Source organism: Mycobacterium senriense (genome assembly GCF_019668465.1).
In the GTDB taxonomy this organism is placed as follows: Bacteria; Actinomycetota; Actinomycetes; order Mycobacteriales; family Mycobacteriaceae; genus Mycobacterium; species Mycobacterium senriense.
In genome coordinates, this window is record NZ_AP024828.1 from 760690 (window position 1) to 779246 (window position 18557).

The following is an 18557-nucleotide window of genomic DNA, read 5'->3' on the forward strand; positions in this document are numbered from 1 at the left end:
GGCATGCCATTTCCGGCGATCTGAAGCTGTACTACGAGGACATGGGCGACATCGACGACCCGCCCGTCCTGCTGATCATGGGACTGGGAGCCCAGCTGCTGGTGTGGCGGGTCGGATTCTGCGAGAAGCTGGTCGGCCACGGTCTGCGCGTCATCCGGTACGACAACCGCGACGTCGGCCTGTCCAGCAAGACCCAGCACCGCAGCTCGGGGCAGCCACTGGTGATCAGGCTGCTGCGGTCCTGGCTGGGTCTGCCCAGCCAGTCGGGCTACAAGCTCGAAGACATGGCCGACGACGCCGCGGCCGTGTTGGATCACCTGGGCATCGAGCGCGCCCACATCGTGGGCGCATCGATGGGCGGCATGATCGCGCAGATCTTCGCCGCGCGATTCCGGGCGCGGACCGCGACGCTGGCGGTCATCTTCTCCAGCAACAATTCGGCGCTGCTGCCGCCGCCGGCCCCCCGCGCGCTGCTGGCACTGCTGACAGGCCCGCCGCCGGACTCGCCGCGCGAGGTGATCATCGACAACGCGGTCCGCGTCGGCAACATCATCGGCGGCCCGCGCTATCGCGTGCCCGAAGCGCAGGCCCGCGCCGAGGCCGCGGAGGGCTACGACCGCAACTACTACCCCCAGGGTGTGGCGCGGCATTTCGGCGCCGTACTGGGCAGCGGCAGCCTGCGCCGCTACAACCGCGAGACCACCGCGCCGACCGTGGTGATCCACGGCCGGGCCGACAAGCTGATGCGGCCGTTCGGGGGGCGCGCCGTGGCGCGCGCCATCGACGGCGCCCGATTGGTGACATTCGACGGAATGGGTCATGATCTTCCACAGCAGTTGTGGGATCAGGTAATCGACGTGCTGACGAAAAACTTCAGCAGGGCCAGCTAGCCAAAAGCACTCGGCGGAAACGCGTCCCCGTGATTTTCCGTCCATGTCGCGGGGCTGTACGGTTGGCAGAGAAAGGGTGGGTGTCCCAAATGGCTAAGCTGAAGCCGTATTACGAAGAGTCGCAGGCAACATACGACATTTCGGATGACTTCTTCGCGCTGTTCCTCGACCCGAACATGGTGTACACCTGCGCCTACTTCAAGAACGACGACATGACTTTGGAAGAGGCGCAGCTCGCCAAGATCGATCTGGCGCTGGACAAGATGCAACTCGAGCCGGGGATGACGGTGCTCGACGTCGGATGCGGCTGGGGCGGCGCGGTGGTCCGGGCGGTCGAGAAATACGACGTGAACGTCGTTGGCATCACGCTGAGCCGCAACCATTACGCGCGCACCAAGGCGAGGCTGGCCGCGATCCCGACAACGCGGCGCGCCGAGGCCCGGCTGCAGGGTTGGGAAGAGTTCGACGAGCAGGTCGATCGGATCATCAGCTTCGAGGCGTTCGATGCATTCAAAAAAGAACGCTGGCCCGCGTTCTGGGATTGGGCCTATGCGACCCTGCCCGAAGGCAGCCGAATGCTGATGCACAGCATTTTCACGTACCCGCAGTCGTCCTGGAAGGAGCGCGGCGTCCAGATCACGATGTCAGATCTGCGCTTCCTCCATTTCCTCGGCAAGGAAATCTTCCCGGGCGGGCACATGTGCGGCGAACCCGATATCGTCGACAATTCCCGGGCCAGCGGATTCTCGCTCGAGCAGACGCAATATCTGCAGTCGCATTACGCGCGGACGCTGGACACCTGGGCGGCAAATCTCGCGGCCAATCGCGAGCGCGCCATCGCCATCCAGTCCGAAGAGGTCTACGACCGCTTCATGCGCTACCTGACCGGCTGCGCGGAGCTGTTCCGCAAGGGCATCTCCAACGTCGCCCAGTACACGCTCACCAAGTAGCGGCCGGATTGGGTGGACGCGGACCGGCCACCCTGGAAAAGTAGACTCCGTATCCGCGGTCGGGGCCCACGACGCGCACCCGCACCCTTTTCGAAATTTCGCCTCGACGTTGGGTACCGTTGCAGGGCAAACGCGACCCCTCCGATGCGCGCGCGGGTTGTAGCAAGTGAACCTCATCGGAGGAGAACAGGACGAACATGGCTGAGCAACCGACTAGCCCGACGAAGACGCGGACGCGTTCGGAGGACATCCAGGCGCATTACGACGTCTCCGACGACTTCTTCGGCCTGTTCCAGGACCCCTCCCGGATCTACAGCTGCGCCTACTTCGAGCGCGACGACATGAGCCTGGAAGAGGCCCAGTACGCCAAGATCGACCTCAACCTGGACAAGCTGGACCTCAAGCCGGGCATGACCCTGCTGGATATCGGCTGCGGGTGGGGCACCACCATGAAGCGCGCCGTCGAGCGGTTCGACGTCAACGTCATCGGCCTGACGCTGTCCAAGAACCAGCACGCCCGCGCCCAGGCGTTGCTCGAGTCCATCGACACCGGCCGCTCGCGCCAGGTCCGCCTGCAGAACTGGGAGGACTTCAGCGAGCCCGTCGACCGCATCGTGTCGATCGAGGCCTTCGAGCACTTCGGCCACGAGAACTACGACGACTTCTTCAAGCGGACCTTCGACATCATGCCCGACGACGGCCGGATGACCGTTCAGAGCAGTGTCAGTTACCACCCCAGCGATCTGCACGCCCGCGGCAAGAAGCTGACGTTCGAGACGGCGCGGTTCATCAAGTTCATCGTCACCGAGATCTTCCCGGGCGGCCGGCTGCCGTCCACCCAGATGATGGTCGATCACGGAGTGAAGGCGGGATTTGTTGTACCCGAACCGCTTTCGCTGCGGCCGCACTACATCAAGACGCTGCACATCTGGGGCGACACACTGGAGTCGAACCGGGACAAGGCCATCGAGGTCACCTCCGAAGAGGTCTACAACCGCTACATCAAGTACCTGCGCGGCTGCGAGCACTACTTCAGCGACGAGATGCTCGATGTCAGCCTGGTGACCTACCTCAAGCCGGGCGCCTCGAACTAGCACGCCTGATTTTCGCGCCGCCTGTCGGATTAGCGCTGCGTGGTTCGTCGAGTAGGTAGAGAGTGGAGCAGACGGCTTCGCTCACTACCGGAGGTGACGAACATGCAGTACTTCGCCCTGTTGATCAGCAAGGAACAGGACCGTACGCCCGACGATGCCGCCACCGCGATGGCGGCCTGGGAGAACTTCCACGCCAAGGCCGGTTCGGCGATCAAGGCCGGTGACGCGCTGGCCCCCGCCGCGGCCGCGGCGGTGATCACCGGCGGCCCGGACGCGCCGACCGTCACCGACGGCCCCTTCGCCGAGGCCGCCGAGGTTGCGTGCGGCTACTACGTCTTTGAAGCCGAAAACCTGGACGAGGCGCTGGCACTGGCGCGTGACGTCCCGATCGCCGCGTTCGGGGCGGTGGAGCTGTGGCCGGTGGTCCACTCGATCGAGCCGGCACGCGAGCTGACCGGCAACGACTGGCTCGCGCTCCTGCTGGAACCGCCCGCCACCGCCCACACGCCGGGCACCCCCGAGTGGGAGGCGGTGGCCGCCAAGCACGCGGATCTGCACGTCGCCGCCGGCGATCACGTGCTCGGCGGCGCCGCGTTGCACGACCGCTCCACGGCGACGACCGTGCGGGTGCGCGACGGCGAGGTCCTCATCACGGACGGCCCCTATGTCGAGGGCGCCGAGATCGCGACCGGCATCTACCTGCTGGGCGCCGTCGACCGCGACGAGGCGATCAAGATCGCGTCGATGATCCCCGCCTCGACCGTGCAGGTGCGCCAACTGGCGGGCGTCTCCGGCCTGTAGCGAATGGCCGACCTGGACGGCGTCTTCCGCCGGGAATGGGGCCCGGCCGTGGCCGCGCTCGCGCGGTGGTCGGGTGACCTCACCGTCGCCGAGGACGCCGTCCAGGAGGCCTGCGCCGAGGCGCTGCGCACCTGGCCGCGCGACGGCATGCCCGAAAGCCCGGGCGGCTGGCTGGTGACCGTCGGCCGTAACCGCGCCCGGGACCGGTTGCGCCGCGAATCGTCGCGCCCCGGAAAGGAATTGGCGGCTGTGGTGGACGACATCAGGGCGCGCACCGATCACACCGATCCGCATCCGGTACGCGACGACGAATTGCGGATGATGTTCACCTGTGCCCACCCGGCGCTGGACCGGCAATCGCAGTTGGCCCTCACGCTGCGGTTGGTGTCCGGTTTGACCGTCGGCGAGATCGCGAGGGCGCTCCTGCAGTCCGAGGCGGCCATCGGTCAGCGAATCACGCGCGCCAAGAACAAGGTTCGGCACGCCAACATCCCGCTGCGGGTGCCACCGGCGGAGCTGCTGCCCGAGCGCACTCCGCACGTGTTCGGTTGCGTCTATTCGGTGTTCACCGAGGGCTACTGGTCGACAGCCGGCCCGTCGGCCATCCGCGACGACCTGTGCGACGAAGGGATCCGGCTGGGCGCCGAGCTGTGCGCGCTGCTGCCCGACGAGCCCGAGGCGCACGCCCTGTCCGCCCTGATGCTGCTGCACGATTCGCGGCGCGCGACCCGGGTGGACGACAGCGGGATGCTGGTGCCGCTTGAGGACCAGGACCGGCGCCGCTGGGACCGGCAGCGCATTTCACGCGGGCTCGAGCGGTTGCGTCGCGCCCGGGGCTCGACGGGGGCCTATCTGCCCCAGGCCGTGATCGCGGCGGTGCATGCCACGGCACCGTCCTGGGAGCGGACCGACTGGGTGACCATCTGCGCCGCCTACGACCGGCTGTCCGGATTGACCGGCTCGCCGGTGGTGGCCGCCAACCGCGCACTGGCGATCGGATTCCGCGATGGTCCCGACGCCGGACTGGCCGCCCTGGACAAGGTGGCACACGATCCGCGGCTGGCCCGGTCCAATCTCGTCGCGACGGTGCGCGCCGACCTGCTGCGGCGCGCGGGCAGACCCGCCGATGCGCTGCGGTGGTATCGAGAGGCGTTGGAGTCCAACGGATCCGAGCCCGGCCGCGCGTTTCTGCGGCGGCGCATCGTCGAGTGCGGGGGTTAGGACTCCGAGAAGTTGCGGGTGACGGCCGGGTCGACCGGGATGCCCGGTCCGGTCGTCGTCGAGACCACGATCTTCTTCAGGTAGCGGCCCTTGGAGGCTGACGGCTTGAGCCGCAGCACCTCATCCAGTGCGGCGCCGTAGTTCTCGGCCAGGGCCTTCTCGTCGAACGAGGCCTTGCCGATCACGAAGTGCAGGTTGGCCTGCTTGTCCACCCGGAAGTTGATCTTGCCGCCCTTGATGTCGGCGACGGCCTTGGCGACGTCGGGGGTCACGGTGCCGGTCTTGGGGTTCGGCATCAGGCCGCGCGGCCCGAGGATCCGGGCGATGCGACCGACCTTGGCCATCTGGTCCGGCGTGGCGATGGCGGCGTCGAAGTCGAGGAACCCGCCCTGGATCTTCTCGATCAGGTCGTCGCTGCCGACGATGTCGGCGCCGGCCGCCTGGGCCTGCTCGGCCTTGTCGCCGACCGCGAACACCGCGACGCGGGCGGTCTTGCCGGTGCCGTGCGGAAGGTTGACCGTGCCGCGGACCATCTGGTCGGCCTTGCGCGGGTCGACGCCGAGCCGGATCGCCACCTCGACGGTGGAGTCCTGCTTGCTCGACGACGTCTCCTTGGCGAGCTTGGCCGCCTCCAGCGGGGAGTACAGGTTGTCGCGGTCCACCTTTTCGGCGGCGGCGCGGTATGCCTTGCTGTTCTTGCTCACTTGCAAATCCAATCTGGTGTTGGGTCCGTGGTTACTAAGCGGGCCGAAGCTGGCCCTCCCACAGTTAGGGCTATTCGACGGTGATGCCCATCGACCGGGCGGTGCCGGCGATGATCTTGGCGGCTGCGTCGATGTCGTTGGCGTTCAGATCGGCCTTCTTGGTCTCGGCGATCTCCTTGACCTGGTCCCAGCTGACCTTGGCGACCTTGGTCTTGTGCGGCTCGGCCGACCCCTTGCCCACGCCGGCGGCCTTGAGCAGCAGCTTGGCGGCGGGCGGGGTCTTGAGCGCGAAGGTGAAGCTGCGGTCCTCGTAGACCGTGATCTCCACCGGGATGACCTGGCCGCGCTGGTTCTCCGTGGCAGCGTTGTACGCCTTGCAGAACTCCATGATGTTGACACCATGCTGACCGAGCGCGGGCCCGACCGGCGGCGCCGGGTTGGCCTGCCCCGCCTGGATCTGAAGCTTGATCAGCCCGACGACTTTCTTCTTCGGAGCCATGAGATTGTGCTGTTCCTTCCTGGTTTACGCCCGGCGTATGTGCCGGTTAGAGCTTGGAGACCTGGCTGAACGTCAACTCGACCGGGGTTTCGCGGCCGAAGATCGACACCAGCACCTTGAGCTTCTGCTGTTCGCCGTTGACCTCGCTGATGGTGGCCGGCAGCGTCGCGAACGGGCCGTCCATGACCGTCACCGATTCGCCGACCTCGTAGTCGACCTCGATGGCCGGGCGTTCCAGCCCGCCGACCTCGGCGGCGGCGGCCGTGGTGGCCGCACCCTTGGCGGCCTTCTTGGTCGCGCCGCGCGGCAGCAGGAACTTCACCACGTCGTCGAGCGTCAGCGCCGACGGACGCGAGGTCGCCCCGACGAACCCGGTGACGCCCGGGGTGTTGCGCACCGCGGCCCACGAGTCGTCGGTCAGGTCCATGCGCACCAGGATGTAGCCGGGCAGCACCTTGCGATTGACCTGCTTGCGCTGACCATTCTTGATCTCGGTGACCTCTTCGGTGGGCACCTCCACCTGGAAGATGTAGTCACCGACATCGAGGTTCTGCACACGGGTTTCGAGGTTGGCTTTGACCTTGTTCTCGTATCCCGCGTAGGAGTGGATGACATACCAGTCACCGGGTTTGCTGCGCAGCTCCGCCTTGAGCGTGGCGGCCGGGTCGGCCTCTTCGGCCGACTCGTCGGTCGCCTCGGCGGCCTCGGCCGTCTCGTCGGCAGCCTCGGCCGTCTCGTCGGAAGTTGCGTCGGTGACCTCAGCGGCTGCAGAGGTGTCCGTGGCCTGCGCCTGCGCGGCTTCGTCCACGTCGACCGCTTCACCCGCGGACGGGTCACCGTCGAAGGTAGTCACGGTTTGAGTCCTCTCTGTCACTCGCTCAACCGAACACCAACAGCACCAGCTTGGTCAGGCCGAAATCCGCCAGGCCGACCAGCGCCACCATGAAGGCCAGGAAAGCCAGCACAACGGAGGTGTAAGTGAGCATCTGCTTGCGGTTGGGCCAGATGACCTTCCGCATCTCTGCAACGACCTGCTTGAGGTAGTTGTAGACGAACACGAAGGGGTTGACCCGATGGTCGCCGACCCTGGTCTTTGCGGCCTTCCTGGCTTTGGCGCCCTTCTTGGTCTTCTCCGACGTGGCGGCCTCGACGTCGTCCGCCGACTCGGCGTCTTCGCCGGCCTCGGCAGCCCGCTGCCGGGAACGCTTGCCCGTGGGGCGCTGTGGCCGCGTCACCACCGCCGTCCGACCGCCGCTCGCGCGGCCGTCCTCTTTGTCAGTGCCGTCGCTTGCGGCGTCGTTGGCAACGTCGCCTTCGTCGCTCACCGCATGCTCCTTATGTTTGCTCGTACCCTCAAGAGCCGTCCCATCTGTGGCGGCACATACTTCCAGTGTCCACCATGGCACATCCCTCATCGTCCGCTTTCTCCGCAGGCCGTCCCGGCCTGCATCGTCGGCGGACGTTCGTCTTCAGCAGGGGCGACAGGACTTGAACCTGCAACCTGCGGTTTTGGAGACCGCTGCTCTGCCAGTTGAGCTACGCCCCTTCGCGGTTGGCAGGCCAACCTGCGCTTACCTACCGGGGCCTACATGACACGCGCGCCCTCCGATTGCTCGACTCACGGAAAGCGCGCTAATGCTGGGAAAACCCCGACGACCGAGTGTACTTGATCGCCCCTAAGCACGGGAAATCCAATACTGATCACGCCGTTCTGACGACCTGGCCGGACTCTGGGTCCCAGCGCAGGTTCGCGGAGTTGTCGGCGTACTGGCCCATCAGCGTGGTGTAGCCCTCCATGACCACCTCACCGTGCTCGTTGGTGCAGATGTTCTTGGTGACGACGATGTCGGCGCCGAAGCGCTCGTCCACCGACTGGACGTCCATGCGGGCCCACAGCTTGTCGCCGGCCTTGATCGGCTTGGAGAACACGAACCGCTGGTCGACCTGGACGATCACCAGCGTTTCCATGCCGATGTCGACGTGCCGGAAGAAGTCCAGCTGGACCAGCTTGGCGAAGATGGTCCCGTAGGTCAGCGGCGCGACGATCGCGTCGTGGCCGAGTTCGGCGGCGGCGTCTTCCTCGTAGTGGGCCGGGTGGCGGTTTTTGATGGCAAGCGCGAACTGGCGCAGTTGTTCCCGCCCCACAACGAAGTAGTCGGGGTAGCGCCAGATCATTCCCCTGATGTCTGTTTTGAGCGCCATCGGCTATGCGAGTACTGCGGACGCGATGGCCCTGCCGAAGATCTTCTTGCCGCCGGTGGTGGCCGTGAGCGCGATGGTCACGGACTTGGTCTCGGGATCGGCGGACTTGACCCGGCCGTTGAAGACCAGTTCGGCGCCTTTCCCGTCGTTGGGTACCGGCACCACGGCGGTGAACCGCACGTTGTACTCGGTCACGGCACCCGGGTCGCCGATCCACGCGGTGACATAGCCGCCGCCGATGCCCATGGTCAGCATGCCGTGCGCGATCGCGGTGTCCAGGCCGACGACCTTGGCCATCTCGTCGTCCCAGTGGATGGGATTCAAGTCGCCAGAGACGCCCGCGTAATTCACCAGATCCTGTCGGGTCAGCGGGTAGATCTTCTCCGGAAGTAGGTCACCCACCTGCACGGAGCTGAACTCACGCAGTGGCATCAGTAAATCCCTCTTCTCCATCCTCGCCCGCACGGCCCGCCAGGGTCGTGTAGGTCTCTTGCACGACGTCACCGGCGTCGTTGGTGATGACATTCTTGGTGACGATGATCTGGGTGCCGTGCGACACGCGCATCGAGTCCACATAGACGTCGCAGTACAGCTTGTCCCCGGCCTTGAGCGGGGCGAAGTACTTCAGCACCTGGTCGACCTGGACGATCTGCGCGTCCTGGACGGCGACGTTGGCGTATTTGAAGAAGGCCGTCTGTGCCTGGTAACCGAACACGCAGACAAACGTCAACGGGGCGAGCAGCCCCTTGTAGCCGAGTTCGGCCGCCGCCTCTTCCTCGAAGAACGAGCCGTCGTCGTTCTGCACGGCCGTCGCGTATTCGCGGATCTTCTCCCGCTCCACCTCGTAGTGATCGGGGTAGCGGTAGTGCATCCCGACGATGCTTTCGGTTAACGGCACGGTTCTTAAACTACCTAGTCAATCGGAGTAAACGCCCCGCGGGTGACCGCTAGCGTGTCTCCCGATGCGCCTGGTGCTTACCGCAGTTGGGGCAGAACTTCTTCAGCTCCAGTCGGTCCGGATCGTTCCGGCGGTTTTTCTTGGTGATGTAGTTGCGGTGCTTGCACACCTCGCATGCCAAGGTGATCTTCGGCCGTACGTCGGTACTGGACGCCATGACGGTTCTCTCTCGATTCCTTCAAAAAAACTGTGCTGTTGTGTTGTAGCGATGGCCGGACTCGAACCGGCGACCTAACGATTATGAGTCGTTCGCTCTAACCGACTGAGCTACATCGCCTCTGGCCACCCCTTTTCGGGTCGGGGCCGCCACGCCTGCTCGGCGTCCGCCGAGCCCCCTAACGGAATCGAACCGTTGACCTTTTCCTTACCATGGAAACGCTCTACCGACTGAGCTAAGGGGGCCGTTCACCCGCAGCGATATCCTCCGCGCGGGCCTAAAAGAGGGTACAGCCTGGCTCGCAGCGGAACCAAACCACGGGTATCAGGGAGCTCCACCGCCGTTGCGGCGAGGTTGCCAGGCACCGAGATCACTGAATTCGTCGTAGGCGTCGTCCTGTTCGACGGGATCGCCCTCGTTGAGCAGGGTCCGTAACGCGAGGTTGACGGCCTCGCGCGCATCGAGGAGATGGAAGCGCCGGATCGCCTCATCGACCAGATCGACGTCCAGCTCGATTTCGACCTTCTTCTTCATGCGCCAACAGTACCCACCCGGTTCCGGCCGAACCGGGCCCGAAACGGCGGTGTCGCGCAGGGACCTAGTCTGGTCACGTGCCCGAGGACCGGCTGTACTTTCGTCAATTGCTCTCCGGCCGCGACTTCGCCGCCGGCGACATGATCGCGACGCAGATGCGCAACTTCGCCTACCTGATCGGCGACCGGCAAACCGGTGACTGCGTGGTCGTCGACCCGGCCTACGCCGCAGGCGATCTGCTCGACGCGCTCGAGGCCGACGGCATGCACCTGTCCGGCGTGCTGGTGACCCACCACCATCCCGACCACGTGGGTGGATCGATGATGGGGTTCGCGCTGGCCGGCCTGGCCGAACTGCTGGAGCGGACACCGGTGCCGGTGCACGTCAACACCCATGAGGCGCTGTGGGTTTCGCGAGTCACCGGGATAGGCCTGGGCGATCTGACCTCCCACGAGAATCATGACAAGGTCAGCATCGGCGACATCGAGATCGAGTTGCTGCACACCCCGGGCCACACGCCGGGCAGCCAGTGCTTTCTGCTCGACGGGCGGCTCGTCGCCGGTGACACGCTGTTCTTGGAGGGCTGCGGGCGCACCGATTTCCCCGGCGGGGACTCCGACGAGATGTACCGCAGCCTGCAGCGGCTCGCGACCCTGCCCGGTGACCCGACGGTTTTTCCGGGCCACTGGTATTCGGCGGAGCCCAGCGCCTCGCTCTCGGAGGTCAAGCGTTCCAACTACGTGTACCGGGCCTCGGACCTTGATCAATGGCGAATGCTGATGGGCGGCTGAGCCCCCCGGGGATCGCTCGGTCACGGCCATCCGGCAACCGCCCCTGTGATATAAGCGGAGGGTGGATTCCATGGGTTGGATCCAGGACAGCTGGCATGATGTCACGCACGTCGGGTCCAGCACCTGGATAGCGTGGGCAGCGTGGGCGGCAATCGTCCTGGCGATCGTCACGCTGATCTTCACCAACAGCCAGATCAACCGGAATCGCCGCGCGGCGGCCGAGCAGACGCGCCCCCAGGTCGCGATGTTCATGGAGCCTCATTCGGCCGACTGGCACGTGATCGAACTCGTCGTCCGGAACTTCGGCCGCACCGCGGCCTACGACATCGGGTTCTCCTTCGAAAATCCGCCCACGGTGGCCGAATACGAGAATGCCACCGACGGCTACGCCGACGTCATCGAATTGCGGCTCCCCCGCGAGCTGCCGGTGCTGGCGCCCGGCCAGGAGTGGCGCATGGTGTGGGATTCCGCGCTCGACCGCGCCGAGATCGGCAGCGGCATCGAATCCCGCTTCACCGGCACCCTGACCTACTACGACCGGCCCGATCATTCGGGGGGCCGGCGGTTCTGGGAGCGGGAGCGTTCGCCGCTGCACACCGACGTCGTGCTGGACTGGGACGCCCTGCCGCCCGTCCAGCGCATCGAGTTGATGACCACCCATGACCTGGCGAAGCGGGAGAAGGAGAAACTGGAGCTGCTGCGCGGCCTGCTGACCTATTTCCACTACGCCAGCAAGGAAACCCGCCCCGAGGTGTTCCGCAGCGAGATCGAACGGATCAACGCCGCGGTCCGGGAAACTCAGGACAGATGGCGCACCCGCCAACTCGACGAACCCACCGATGTGAGCCTGCGCTGGAGTAACGCCGAAGACGACCTGGGCAAACACCACAGCCAGCCCGCCTGACGGCAAGGAGCAACCGATGAGCGCCCCGGTCCACTACAGCATCAAGGACTCCATCGCCGTCATCAAGATGGACGACGGCAAGGTCAATGCGCTGGGCCCCACCATGCAGCAGGCCCTGAACGACGCGATCGACACGGCCGAGGCGGACAACGCCGGGGCGCTGGTGATCACCGGCAACGATCGGGTGTTCAGCGGGGGCTTCGACCTGAAGATCCTGACCTCCGGCGAGGTGCAGCCCGCGATCGACATGCTCCGCGGCGGGTTCGAGCTGGCGTATCGCCTGTTGTCCTTTCCCAAGCCGGTGGTGATGGCGTGCACCGGCCATGCCATCGCGATGGGGGCGTTCCTGTTGTCGGCGGGCGATCATCGGGTGGCCGCGCATGCCTACAACATCCAGGCCAACGAGGTCGCGATCGGCATGGTGATCCCGTATGCCGCGTTAGAGATCATGAAGCTGCGGTTGACGCCGTCGGCCTACCAGCAGGCCAGCGGGCTGGCCAAGACCTTCTTCGGTGAAACCGCGCTCGCCGCAGGCTTTATCGACGAGATCGTGCTGCCGGAGGTGGTGGTCGACCGCGCCGTAGAGGCCGCGCGGGAATTCGCCGGCCTGCACCAGCGCGCGCATGCCGCCACCAAGTTGCGCACCCGCGCCGACGGCCTGGCGGCCATCCGCGCCGGCATCGACGGGATCGAAGCCGAATTCGGGGTGTGAGCCACCCAGGGTGTCCGCGCGAGCGGGTTTCGCCGACCGCTGCCGGGGAAGTCACCGGAATGGCCATAGATCGCATCGCGAACCCCTGGGGAACCCGGACTCCCTATGAACCCGGCACGCGGTGGCCGGAACGAGTTGATACCTACCTGGTCGACGGGGTCACCGCCGAGTCGGTGGACCGTTGGGTGCAATCGGCTGCGGTGTTGCATTCCAACGGCGACGGTCTGGACATCGCCGTCAAGGACGGGCGGATCGTGGGGGTGCGCGGACGGGCCGTCGACCGGGTCAACCACGGGCGGCTTGATCCGAAGGATCTCTTCGGCTGGCAGGCCAACGCCTCGGCCGACCGGCTCACCACACCGATGGTCAGGATCCGCGGCGAGCTGAAGCCGTGCGACTGGGACACCGCGATGCAGCGGGTCGTGGACCACACCAAGGACTTACTCGACAGCTACGGCCCCAGCTCGATCGGCTTCTACACTTCCGGGCAGTTGTTCGCCGAGGCGTACTACACCCAGGGAGCCATCGCGCACGGGGCGATCGGCACGAATCACCTCGACGGGAACACCCGGCTGTGCACCGCGACGGCGGCCGAGGCGCTCAAGGAATCGTTCGGCAGCGATGGGCAACCGGGGTCCTACACCGACGTCGACCATGCCGACGTCATTGCGTTGTACGGGCACAACGTCGCCGAGACGCAGACCGTACTGTGGGCCCGGATGCTGGACCGACTGGCCGGCAACTCGCCGCCGGCGATCATCTGCGTCGACCCCCGGCTCACGCCGGTGGCCCGGCACGCCACCATCCACCTGGCGCCGCTGCCGGGCACCAACGTGGCGTTGATGAACGGCCTGCTGCACGAGATCATCGGACACGGCTGGATCGACCATGACTACATCGACACGCACACAGTCGGTTTCGACGAACTGCGCGGTCGGGTCGAAGAGTTCCCGCCTGAGCGCGTGGCCGAGATCTGCGGTGTGGCGGCCGACGACATCCGGCACGCGGCACGAGTGCTCGGCACGGCCAAGCGGTTGATGTCCACCGTGCTGCAAGGCTTCTATCAGTCCCACCAGGCCACCGCGGCGGCCGTGCAGGTCAACAACATTCACCTGGTACGCGGCATGCTGGGCAAGCCGGGCTGCGGGGTGCTGCAGATGAACGGGCAGCCGACCGCGCAGAACACCCGCGAGTGCGGCGCCGACGGGGACATGGCCGGCTTCCGCAACTGGTCCAACGATTCCCACGTCGCCGAGTTGGCGAAATTGTGGAACCTGGAGCCCCTGCAGATTCCGCACTACGGCCCGCCCACGCACGCCATGCAGATGTTCCGCTTCGCCGAGGAGGGGACCCTGCGGATGCTGTGGGTCACCGCCACCAATCCCGCGGTGTCGCTGCCGGAGCTGCCGCGGATCCGCGACATCCTGTCGCAACAACGGCTGTTCCTCATCGTGCAGGACATCTTCATGACCGAGACCGCCGCGCTGGCCGACGTGGTGTTACCCGCCGCGGCATGGGCAGAGAAAACCGGAACGTTCACCAACGCCGACCGCACCGTGCACCTGTCCGAAAAGGCCGTGGAGCCACCGGGTTCCGCGCGTCCGGATCTCGAAATCTTCCTGGACTACGCGCGCCGGATGGACTTCCGCGACAAGGACGGCCGGCCGTTTCCGCCCTGGACGGATCCGGAGTCGGCGTTCGAGGCCTGGAAGCAATGCACCGCGGGCCGGCCGTGCGACTACACGGGCCTGAGCTATGACAAGCTGCGCGGCGGCAGCGGCATTCAATGGCCGTGCAACACAGAGCATCCCGATGGCACCGAACGGCTCTATGCCGACGCGAAATTCTCGGCGGCACCGGACTACTGCGAGTCGTACGGCAAAGACCTGATCACCGGCGCCCCATTGCAGCCCGACGAGTACCGCTCGATGAACCCCTCCGGCAAGGCCGTCCTCAAGGCGGCCCAATACGTGCCCCCGCACGAGCGGACCCGCCCCGAGTTCCCGTTCGCGCTGACCACCGGCCGCACCGTCTACCATTTCCATACCCGCACCAAAACCGCTCGGGCACCGCAACTTCAACGGGCCGCCCCCGACGTGTGGGTAGAGGTGTCCGAACGCGACGCGCGCCGCTCGGGCATCGAGGAGGGCGATCTCGTCGAGGTGAGCACGCCGCGCGGCTGCGTCATCGGCGCCGCACGCATCTCCGGCATCCGCGACGGCGTGCTGTTCGTGCCCTTCCATTACGGCTACTGGGACACCGGCAGCGGGACTCATCATCGGGCCGGCAACGAAATGACGCTCACCGATTGGGATCCGGCGTCCAAGCAGCCGACCTACAAGACGGCCGCCGCGCGACTGCGCAAGGTTCGGGCGGGGCAGCCCGGCCGAAACGGCGCCGGATACGCGCCGACCACCGCGGCGTCCGCTCCGGTCAACGGGTCGGTGCCCGCGACAGAGGGCGGCGCGTTGGCCGCCGTGACCGAAGTCGTCTCGACGGGGGGCCGGCCATGAAGCTGAAGTTGGCGATCCGCGAGCTGCACCGCTCCGAACGCAAGCTGGCGCACCAGTTCAACGTGGTGGCCGCGCGCCACCACAGCGACCAGGACATCTATCACCTCGCCCGCGATATGGCCCGCTGGTCGCAGGAGCACGTCGGCGAGCTTGCGCGGCACGGCCGCCCCTATGGTCTGCGCCTGTCCGCCGACCCGCACACCGGCGTGATCACCGGTGTTATGCAGTCGCGGATGAGCGGGCTGCTGCGGCGCCGGCCCGAACCCGCCCTGGCGCTGCTCGCCGACCTGCGCCGGCTGCACCAGCTGTCGGCGGGCGTCTCGCTGGATTGGGAGCTGCTGGCCCAGGGCGCGCAGGCCGCCAAGGATTCCGAACTGCTGAGCCTGACGTCGCGCTGTCACCCCGAGACGTTGCGCCAGATGCGCTGGGCCAACGCGATGCTCAAAGAGCTTTCCCCGCAAGTCTTGATGAACTGAAACGGCGAACGCGGTGGCCGCCGCCGGCCGCCACCGCGTTCCCGTCGCCTCCTCGAACGCCAGTCTGGCACGCGCGCGCCGTGCCGTCACGCCACTCGGGCGGCCTCGTGTCAGTCCTGCGCCTCGACCCATTGATACGGGAGAAACTTCCCGTCGAACGTCACCACGACCCGGTCGCCGGACGGGTGCGGCTTGCACTGCACGTCGACGCTGAAGTTGATGGCGCTCATGATCCCGTCGCCGAACTGTTCGGCGATCACCTCCTTGAGGGCGCCGCCGTACACCTGCAGGGCTTCGTAGAAGCGGTAGATGGTGGGGTCGGTGGGGACCGCGGTGGGCAGGCCGCCACGCATCGGGGCGGCGGCCAGCACCGGCACCACCGAGTCGTCCAGCTTCAACCTCTCCGCCAGAACCTTGGCCTGCTCCACCGGAATCGGGTGCTGGCCGAGCAACGCGGCCGTGGTCCACATCAGCGGCCTGTCGATCGCGTCGGCCAGCTGTTGCCACGTCAGGCCCTCGCGCAGCCGGGCGATGACGACCTGTTCGGTGATTTCGGTTCTGTTCATGGCCCAAGCATGCCCGCCGGATCTCACTGCGGCTTGGTCGCGGTGACCAAGCGCGTGGAGAACCAGGGTCCGCCGTACCACATCCGCCAGCCGAGGTTGCGCCTGCGCACGTCGCGCCAGCCGAGTTCACCCAGCCGGGCGGCGTGTTGACGCGTCTCCCACAGGTCGGCGATGGCGAGCCGGCCCCCCGGCCGCAGCACGCGCACGGCTTCGTCGAGCGCCCGGCGCCGGCCGGCGTGACCTGGAATGTTGTGGATGGCCAGGTTGCTCACGATCACGTCGACGCTCTCGTCGGGAAGCGGCAGCGCGGTCATGTCGGCGGTGTGCAACTCGATGCGGTCGGCGACGCCTTCGGCCACCGCGTTGGCCAGCGTGGCCTGCTCGGAGTTGTCGGTCTGGTCGGCCTGCCACAGGTCGACGCCGATCGCGCGGCCCCGCGGCAACCGCTTGGCCGCCGCCAGCAGTACCGCGCCGCGCCCGCAGCCGAGGTCGAGCACCGTTTCGTCGCCCGCGAGCCGCAGGTCGCGCAGAACCCGTTGCCAGACAACGAATTTCCCCGCCCGGGTGGCGTACATGTACAGGACCACCGCCCCCACGATCCCCGCGGAGAACACCGCGGCCAACGCGGCCTGCAGCCGCTTGCCGCGCCCCCAGCTGATACCCGCGAACACGGCCAGGGCGGCGGCTTGAGCGCCGATGCCTATCGCCTGCGCGCGTGCCGAGACGATGTGAAAGGAACCGTCGACCCCGTAATCGCCCTGGTGGTCATGCACGCCCATCACCTTACGACTCGACAAGCCGCCGAAGGTTTTTCGCGGTGGCGATCACCAACGGCCGTGGTGCACGACCTCGGCGAACGGTCGCCGGTTCGGCTTGCGGATCGGGGTGAGCGGGCGATCGGCGGGATAGCCGACGCCCAGCAGGAAGGCCACCAGGTATTCGTCGGGCACGCCGAGGATCGCGCGCGCCTTGTCCTGGTCCCCAACCGACGAGTGGCCGGTCCCGATGCCCAGGTCCGTGGCGGCGATCATCATCGCCATGGTGGCCTGCCCGACGTCGTAGTTGTCGGTGACGACCCGCCGCTCGTCGGGCGGCACCGGGACCACGATGGCGATCGCGGCCGCGGCCCCGGCGATGTGGCCCGCACCCCGCCAGACCGTCGACAGCTCGGCCAGCTGGTCGCGGTCGGTGACGATGACGAAGTCCCACGGCTGACGGTTCTTGGCCGAAGGCGCGCGCCAGCCGGCTTCGGCGATGCGGTCCAGGTCCTCGGCCGGTACCGGCTTCGGTTGGTACTCCCGCACGTTGCGACGTGCGCAGAGCGCGTCCCAAGCTTCCATCTGGCTCCCTCCAGCGACTGTTTTCCCGGATAAACCGGCGTAGGATCGGGTGAATTCCCAGGCAGGGATTGCGCGTTCGCCCGTAGTCTAGCTCCGGTAAGTGTGAGTCGACGGGTGCCAACGCAGCCAAACACCTTGGGCCACAGTTAAACAGGATATTTCCGCGAGGGCGGCCACATCGCGGTGGCCATGCGACGCCGAATCAACCCAGTTTGCCCGGACTGCGGCTCGGGTCTGATCGCCACACTTCCGGGAAGCCGTGGTGAACCAATCGAGCAGCCCTCTCGTGAACAACCGAATGGCCCCGAGTCAGAAAGGCGGGTATCCGCCGTGGCAGAGCACCTGACGCCGCACTTCGAAGAGGTCCAGGCCCACTACGACCTGTCCGACGACTTCTTCCGGTTGTTCCTCGACCCCACCATGACCTACAGCTGCGCATATTGGGATCGCAACCGGGACATCTCGCTGGAAGAGGCGCAGTTGCGCAAGATGGATCTCTCGCTGGGCAAGCTGGGTTTGCGGCCGGGCATGACCCTGCTGGACATCGGGTGCGGCTGGGGTGGCACCATGCGCCGCGCGATCGAAAACTACGACGTCAACGTCATCGGTCTGACCCTGTCCGAGCACCAGGCGGCGCACGTGCAGAAGCTCTTCGACGCGATGGACACCGAACGCAGCAGGCGGGTGCTGCTGCACGGCTGGGAAGAATTCGACGAGCAAGCGGACCGGATCGTCTCCATCGGCGCGTTCGAGCATTTCGGCTACGACCGCTACGACGACTTCTTCGCAATGGCCTACCGCACCCTGCCCGAGGACGGGGTGATGCTGCTGCACACCATCACCATGCTGACCCCGCAGCAGATCGTCGAGCGCGACCTGCCGATGACCGACGAACAGACGAGTTTCAACGAGTTCATCGCGACCGAAATCTTCCCGGGCGGCCAGTTGCCCGCCATCGAGATCGTGGAGTTCCACGCGTCGAAGATGGGGTTCAACCTCAAGCGCAGGCAGTCGCTGCAACTGCACTACGCCCGGACCCTCGACCGCTGGGCAGAGGCCTTGCGGGCTCGCCACAGTGAGGCCGTCGAGATCCAGTCCGAAGAGGTCTACCAGCGGTACATGCGGTATCTGACTGGCTGCGCCAACGCATTCCGGGTCGGATACATCGACGTCAACCAGTTCACGCTGGCCAAATAACACCGCGCCCGCCCGCCGGGTGACACACTCCGGGCCGTAAGCGCCCAC

Annotated in this window: 22 protein-coding genes, 3 tRNA genes and 1 pseudogene; 11 read left to right on the forward strand and 15 right to left on the reverse strand. The window is 66.4% G+C overall.

The window, feature by feature from the left end; translation table 11 throughout:
- Positions 1-41 precede the first annotated feature (41 nt).
- The 5 genes from MTY59_RS03720 (at position 42) to MTY59_RS03740 (ending at position 4956) form a co-directional block, all read left to right on the forward strand.
- Positions 42-890 carry an alpha/beta fold hydrolase gene (locus MTY59_RS03720; RefSeq protein WP_431190737.1) on the forward strand — a complete coding sequence of 283 codons (849 nt, stop codon included), beginning with the start codon at positions 42-44 and terminating at the stop codon, positions 888-890.
- Between the two features lie 89 nt (positions 891-979).
- Complete coding sequence (locus tag MTY59_RS03725) at positions 980-1840, forward strand: cyclopropane mycolic acid synthase family methyltransferase (RefSeq protein ID WP_221044473.1); 861 nt, start codon at positions 980-982, stop codon at positions 1838-1840.
- A 197-nt stretch (positions 1841-2037) separates the two neighbouring features.
- Positions 2038-2934, forward strand: a complete 897-nt coding sequence (gene mmaA4 / locus MTY59_RS03730) for a hydroxymycolate synthase MmaA4 (RefSeq protein ID WP_221044474.1) — start codon at positions 2038-2040, stop codon at positions 2932-2934.
- Between the two features lie 102 nt (positions 2935-3036).
- Entirely contained in the window at positions 3037-3735 is a 699-nt protein-coding gene (locus MTY59_RS03735; RefSeq protein WP_221044475.1) for a YciI family protein, read from the forward strand.
- 3 nt (positions 3736-3738) lie between these two features.
- On the forward strand, positions 3739-4956 hold the full coding sequence (locus MTY59_RS03740) for an RNA polymerase sigma factor (protein ID WP_221044476.1): 1218 nt from the start codon (positions 3739-3741) through the stop codon (positions 4954-4956).
- Here the strand turns inward: MTY59_RS03740 and rplA are convergent.
- The 12 genes from rplA to MTY59_RS03800 form a co-directional block, all read right to left on the reverse strand.
- Positions 4953-5660 (reverse strand): 50S ribosomal protein L1, encoded by a 708-nt coding sequence (rplA, locus tag MTY59_RS03745; protein WP_221044477.1) that lies wholly within the window; start codon positions 5658-5660, stop codon positions 4953-4955. The two genes, MTY59_RS03740 and rplA, sit on opposite strands and share 4 nt — an antisense overlap.
- 70 nt (positions 5661-5730) lie before the next feature.
- The gene (gene rplK, locus MTY59_RS03750) at positions 5731-6159 is read right to left on the reverse strand and encodes a 50S ribosomal protein L11 (RefSeq protein WP_007767860.1); all 429 of its coding nucleotides are present in this window, start codon (positions 6157-6159) and stop codon (positions 5731-5733) included.
- A gap of 46 nt (positions 6160-6205) precedes the next feature.
- A complete protein-coding gene (gene nusG / locus MTY59_RS03755; RefSeq protein ID WP_221044478.1) occupies positions 6206-7012 on the reverse strand; it encodes a transcription termination/antitermination protein NusG in 807 nt (268 codons plus the stop codon).
- A 25-nt stretch (positions 7013-7037) separates the two neighbouring features.
- On the reverse strand, positions 7038-7484 hold the full coding sequence (gene secE, locus MTY59_RS03760) for a preprotein translocase subunit SecE (RefSeq protein ID WP_221044479.1): 447 nt from the start codon (positions 7482-7484) through the stop codon (positions 7038-7040).
- 148 nt (positions 7485-7632) lie between these two features.
- A tRNA-Trp gene (locus MTY59_RS03765) sits at positions 7633-7705 on the reverse strand.
- Between the two features lie 155 nt (positions 7706-7860).
- Complete coding sequence (hadC, locus tag MTY59_RS03770; protein WP_221044480.1) at positions 7861-8361, reverse strand: (3R)-hydroxyacyl-ACP dehydratase subunit HadC; 501 nt, start codon at positions 8359-8361, stop codon at positions 7861-7863.
- Positions 8362-8364: 3 nt separating this feature from the next.
- Complete coding sequence (gene hadB, locus MTY59_RS03775; protein WP_221044481.1) at positions 8365-8793, reverse strand: (3R)-hydroxyacyl-ACP dehydratase subunit HadB; 429 nt, start codon at positions 8791-8793, stop codon at positions 8365-8367.
- Positions 8780-9232, reverse strand: coding sequence for a (3R)-hydroxyacyl-ACP dehydratase subunit HadA (hadA, locus tag MTY59_RS03780; RefSeq protein ID WP_415823056.1), 453 nt, complete (start codon positions 9230-9232; stop codon positions 8780-8782). Before hadA ends, hadB begins: the two co-directional genes overlap by 14 nt.
- A 76-nt stretch (positions 9233-9308) precedes the next feature.
- Positions 9309-9476, reverse strand: a complete 168-nt coding sequence (gene rpmG, locus MTY59_RS03785; protein ID WP_003898538.1) for a 50S ribosomal protein L33 — start codon at positions 9474-9476, stop codon at positions 9309-9311.
- A 46-nt stretch (positions 9477-9522) separates the two neighbouring features.
- Positions 9523-9596: transfer RNA gene (locus tag MTY59_RS03790), tRNA-Met, on the reverse strand.
- A gap of 52 nt (positions 9597-9648) precedes the next feature.
- Positions 9649-9721, reverse strand: a tRNA-Thr gene (locus MTY59_RS03795).
- 79 nt (positions 9722-9800) lie between these two features.
- Positions 9801-10010 (reverse strand): type II toxin-antitoxin system VapB family antitoxin, encoded by a 210-nt coding sequence (locus MTY59_RS03800; RefSeq protein ID WP_221044483.1) that lies wholly within the window; start codon positions 10008-10010, stop codon positions 9801-9803.
- Positions 10011-10087: 77 nt separating this feature from the next.
- Between MTY59_RS03800 and MTY59_RS03805 the strand changes: the two genes are divergently transcribed.
- The 5 genes and pseudogenes from MTY59_RS03805 to MTY59_RS03825 all read left to right on the forward strand — a co-directional run bounded on the left by MTY59_RS03805 (position 10088) and on the right by MTY59_RS03825 (position 15406).
- Entirely contained in the window at positions 10088-10801 is a 714-nt protein-coding gene (locus MTY59_RS03805) for an MBL fold metallo-hydrolase (protein ID WP_221044484.1), read from the forward strand.
- Positions 10802-10871: 70 nt separating this feature from the next.
- A pseudogene (locus MTY59_RS03810) lies at positions 10872-11725 on the forward strand (hypothetical protein).
- Positions 11722-12417, forward strand: coding sequence for a crotonase/enoyl-CoA hydratase family protein (locus MTY59_RS03815; protein WP_221044486.1), 696 nt, complete (start codon positions 11722-11724; stop codon positions 12415-12417). Before MTY59_RS03810 ends, MTY59_RS03815 begins: the two are co-directional and overlap by 4 nt.
- 59 nt (positions 12418-12476) lie before the next feature.
- Positions 12477-14930, forward strand: a complete 2454-nt coding sequence (locus MTY59_RS03820; protein WP_221044487.1) for a molybdopterin oxidoreductase family protein — start codon at positions 12477-12479, stop codon at positions 14928-14930.
- Positions 14927-15406 carry a hypothetical protein gene (locus MTY59_RS03825; RefSeq protein ID WP_221044488.1) on the forward strand — a complete coding sequence of 160 codons (480 nt, stop codon included), beginning with the start codon at positions 14927-14929 and terminating at the stop codon, positions 15404-15406. The genes MTY59_RS03820 and MTY59_RS03825 overlap by 4 nt, the downstream gene beginning before the upstream one ends.
- A 110-nt stretch (positions 15407-15516) precedes the next feature.
- On the opposite strand, the gene cynS is transcribed toward MTY59_RS03825, so the two are convergent.
- Genes cynS through MTY59_RS03840 form a run of 3 tightly spaced genes read right to left on the reverse strand, consistent with a single transcriptional unit; the run spans position 15517 to position 17312 of the window.
- Positions 15517-15972, reverse strand: a complete 456-nt coding sequence (gene cynS / locus MTY59_RS03830; RefSeq protein ID WP_221044489.1) for a cyanase — start codon at positions 15970-15972, stop codon at positions 15517-15519.
- Positions 15973-15995: 23 nt separating this feature from the next.
- Positions 15996-16745: a class I SAM-dependent methyltransferase gene (locus MTY59_RS03835; RefSeq protein WP_221044490.1), complete on the reverse strand. Its 750-nt coding sequence runs from the start codon at positions 16743-16745 to the stop codon at positions 15996-15998.
- Between the two features lie 51 nt (positions 16746-16796).
- Positions 16797-17312, reverse strand: coding sequence for a nitroreductase family protein (locus MTY59_RS03840; RefSeq protein WP_221044491.1), 516 nt, complete (start codon positions 17310-17312; stop codon positions 16797-16799).
- 330 nt (positions 17313-17642) lie between these two features.
- Between MTY59_RS03840 and MTY59_RS03845 the strand changes: the two genes are divergently transcribed.
- Entirely contained in the window at positions 17643-18509 is an 867-nt protein-coding gene (locus tag MTY59_RS03845; protein ID WP_221044492.1) for a cyclopropane mycolic acid synthase family methyltransferase, read from the forward strand.
- Positions 18510-18557 lie beyond the last annotated feature (48 nt).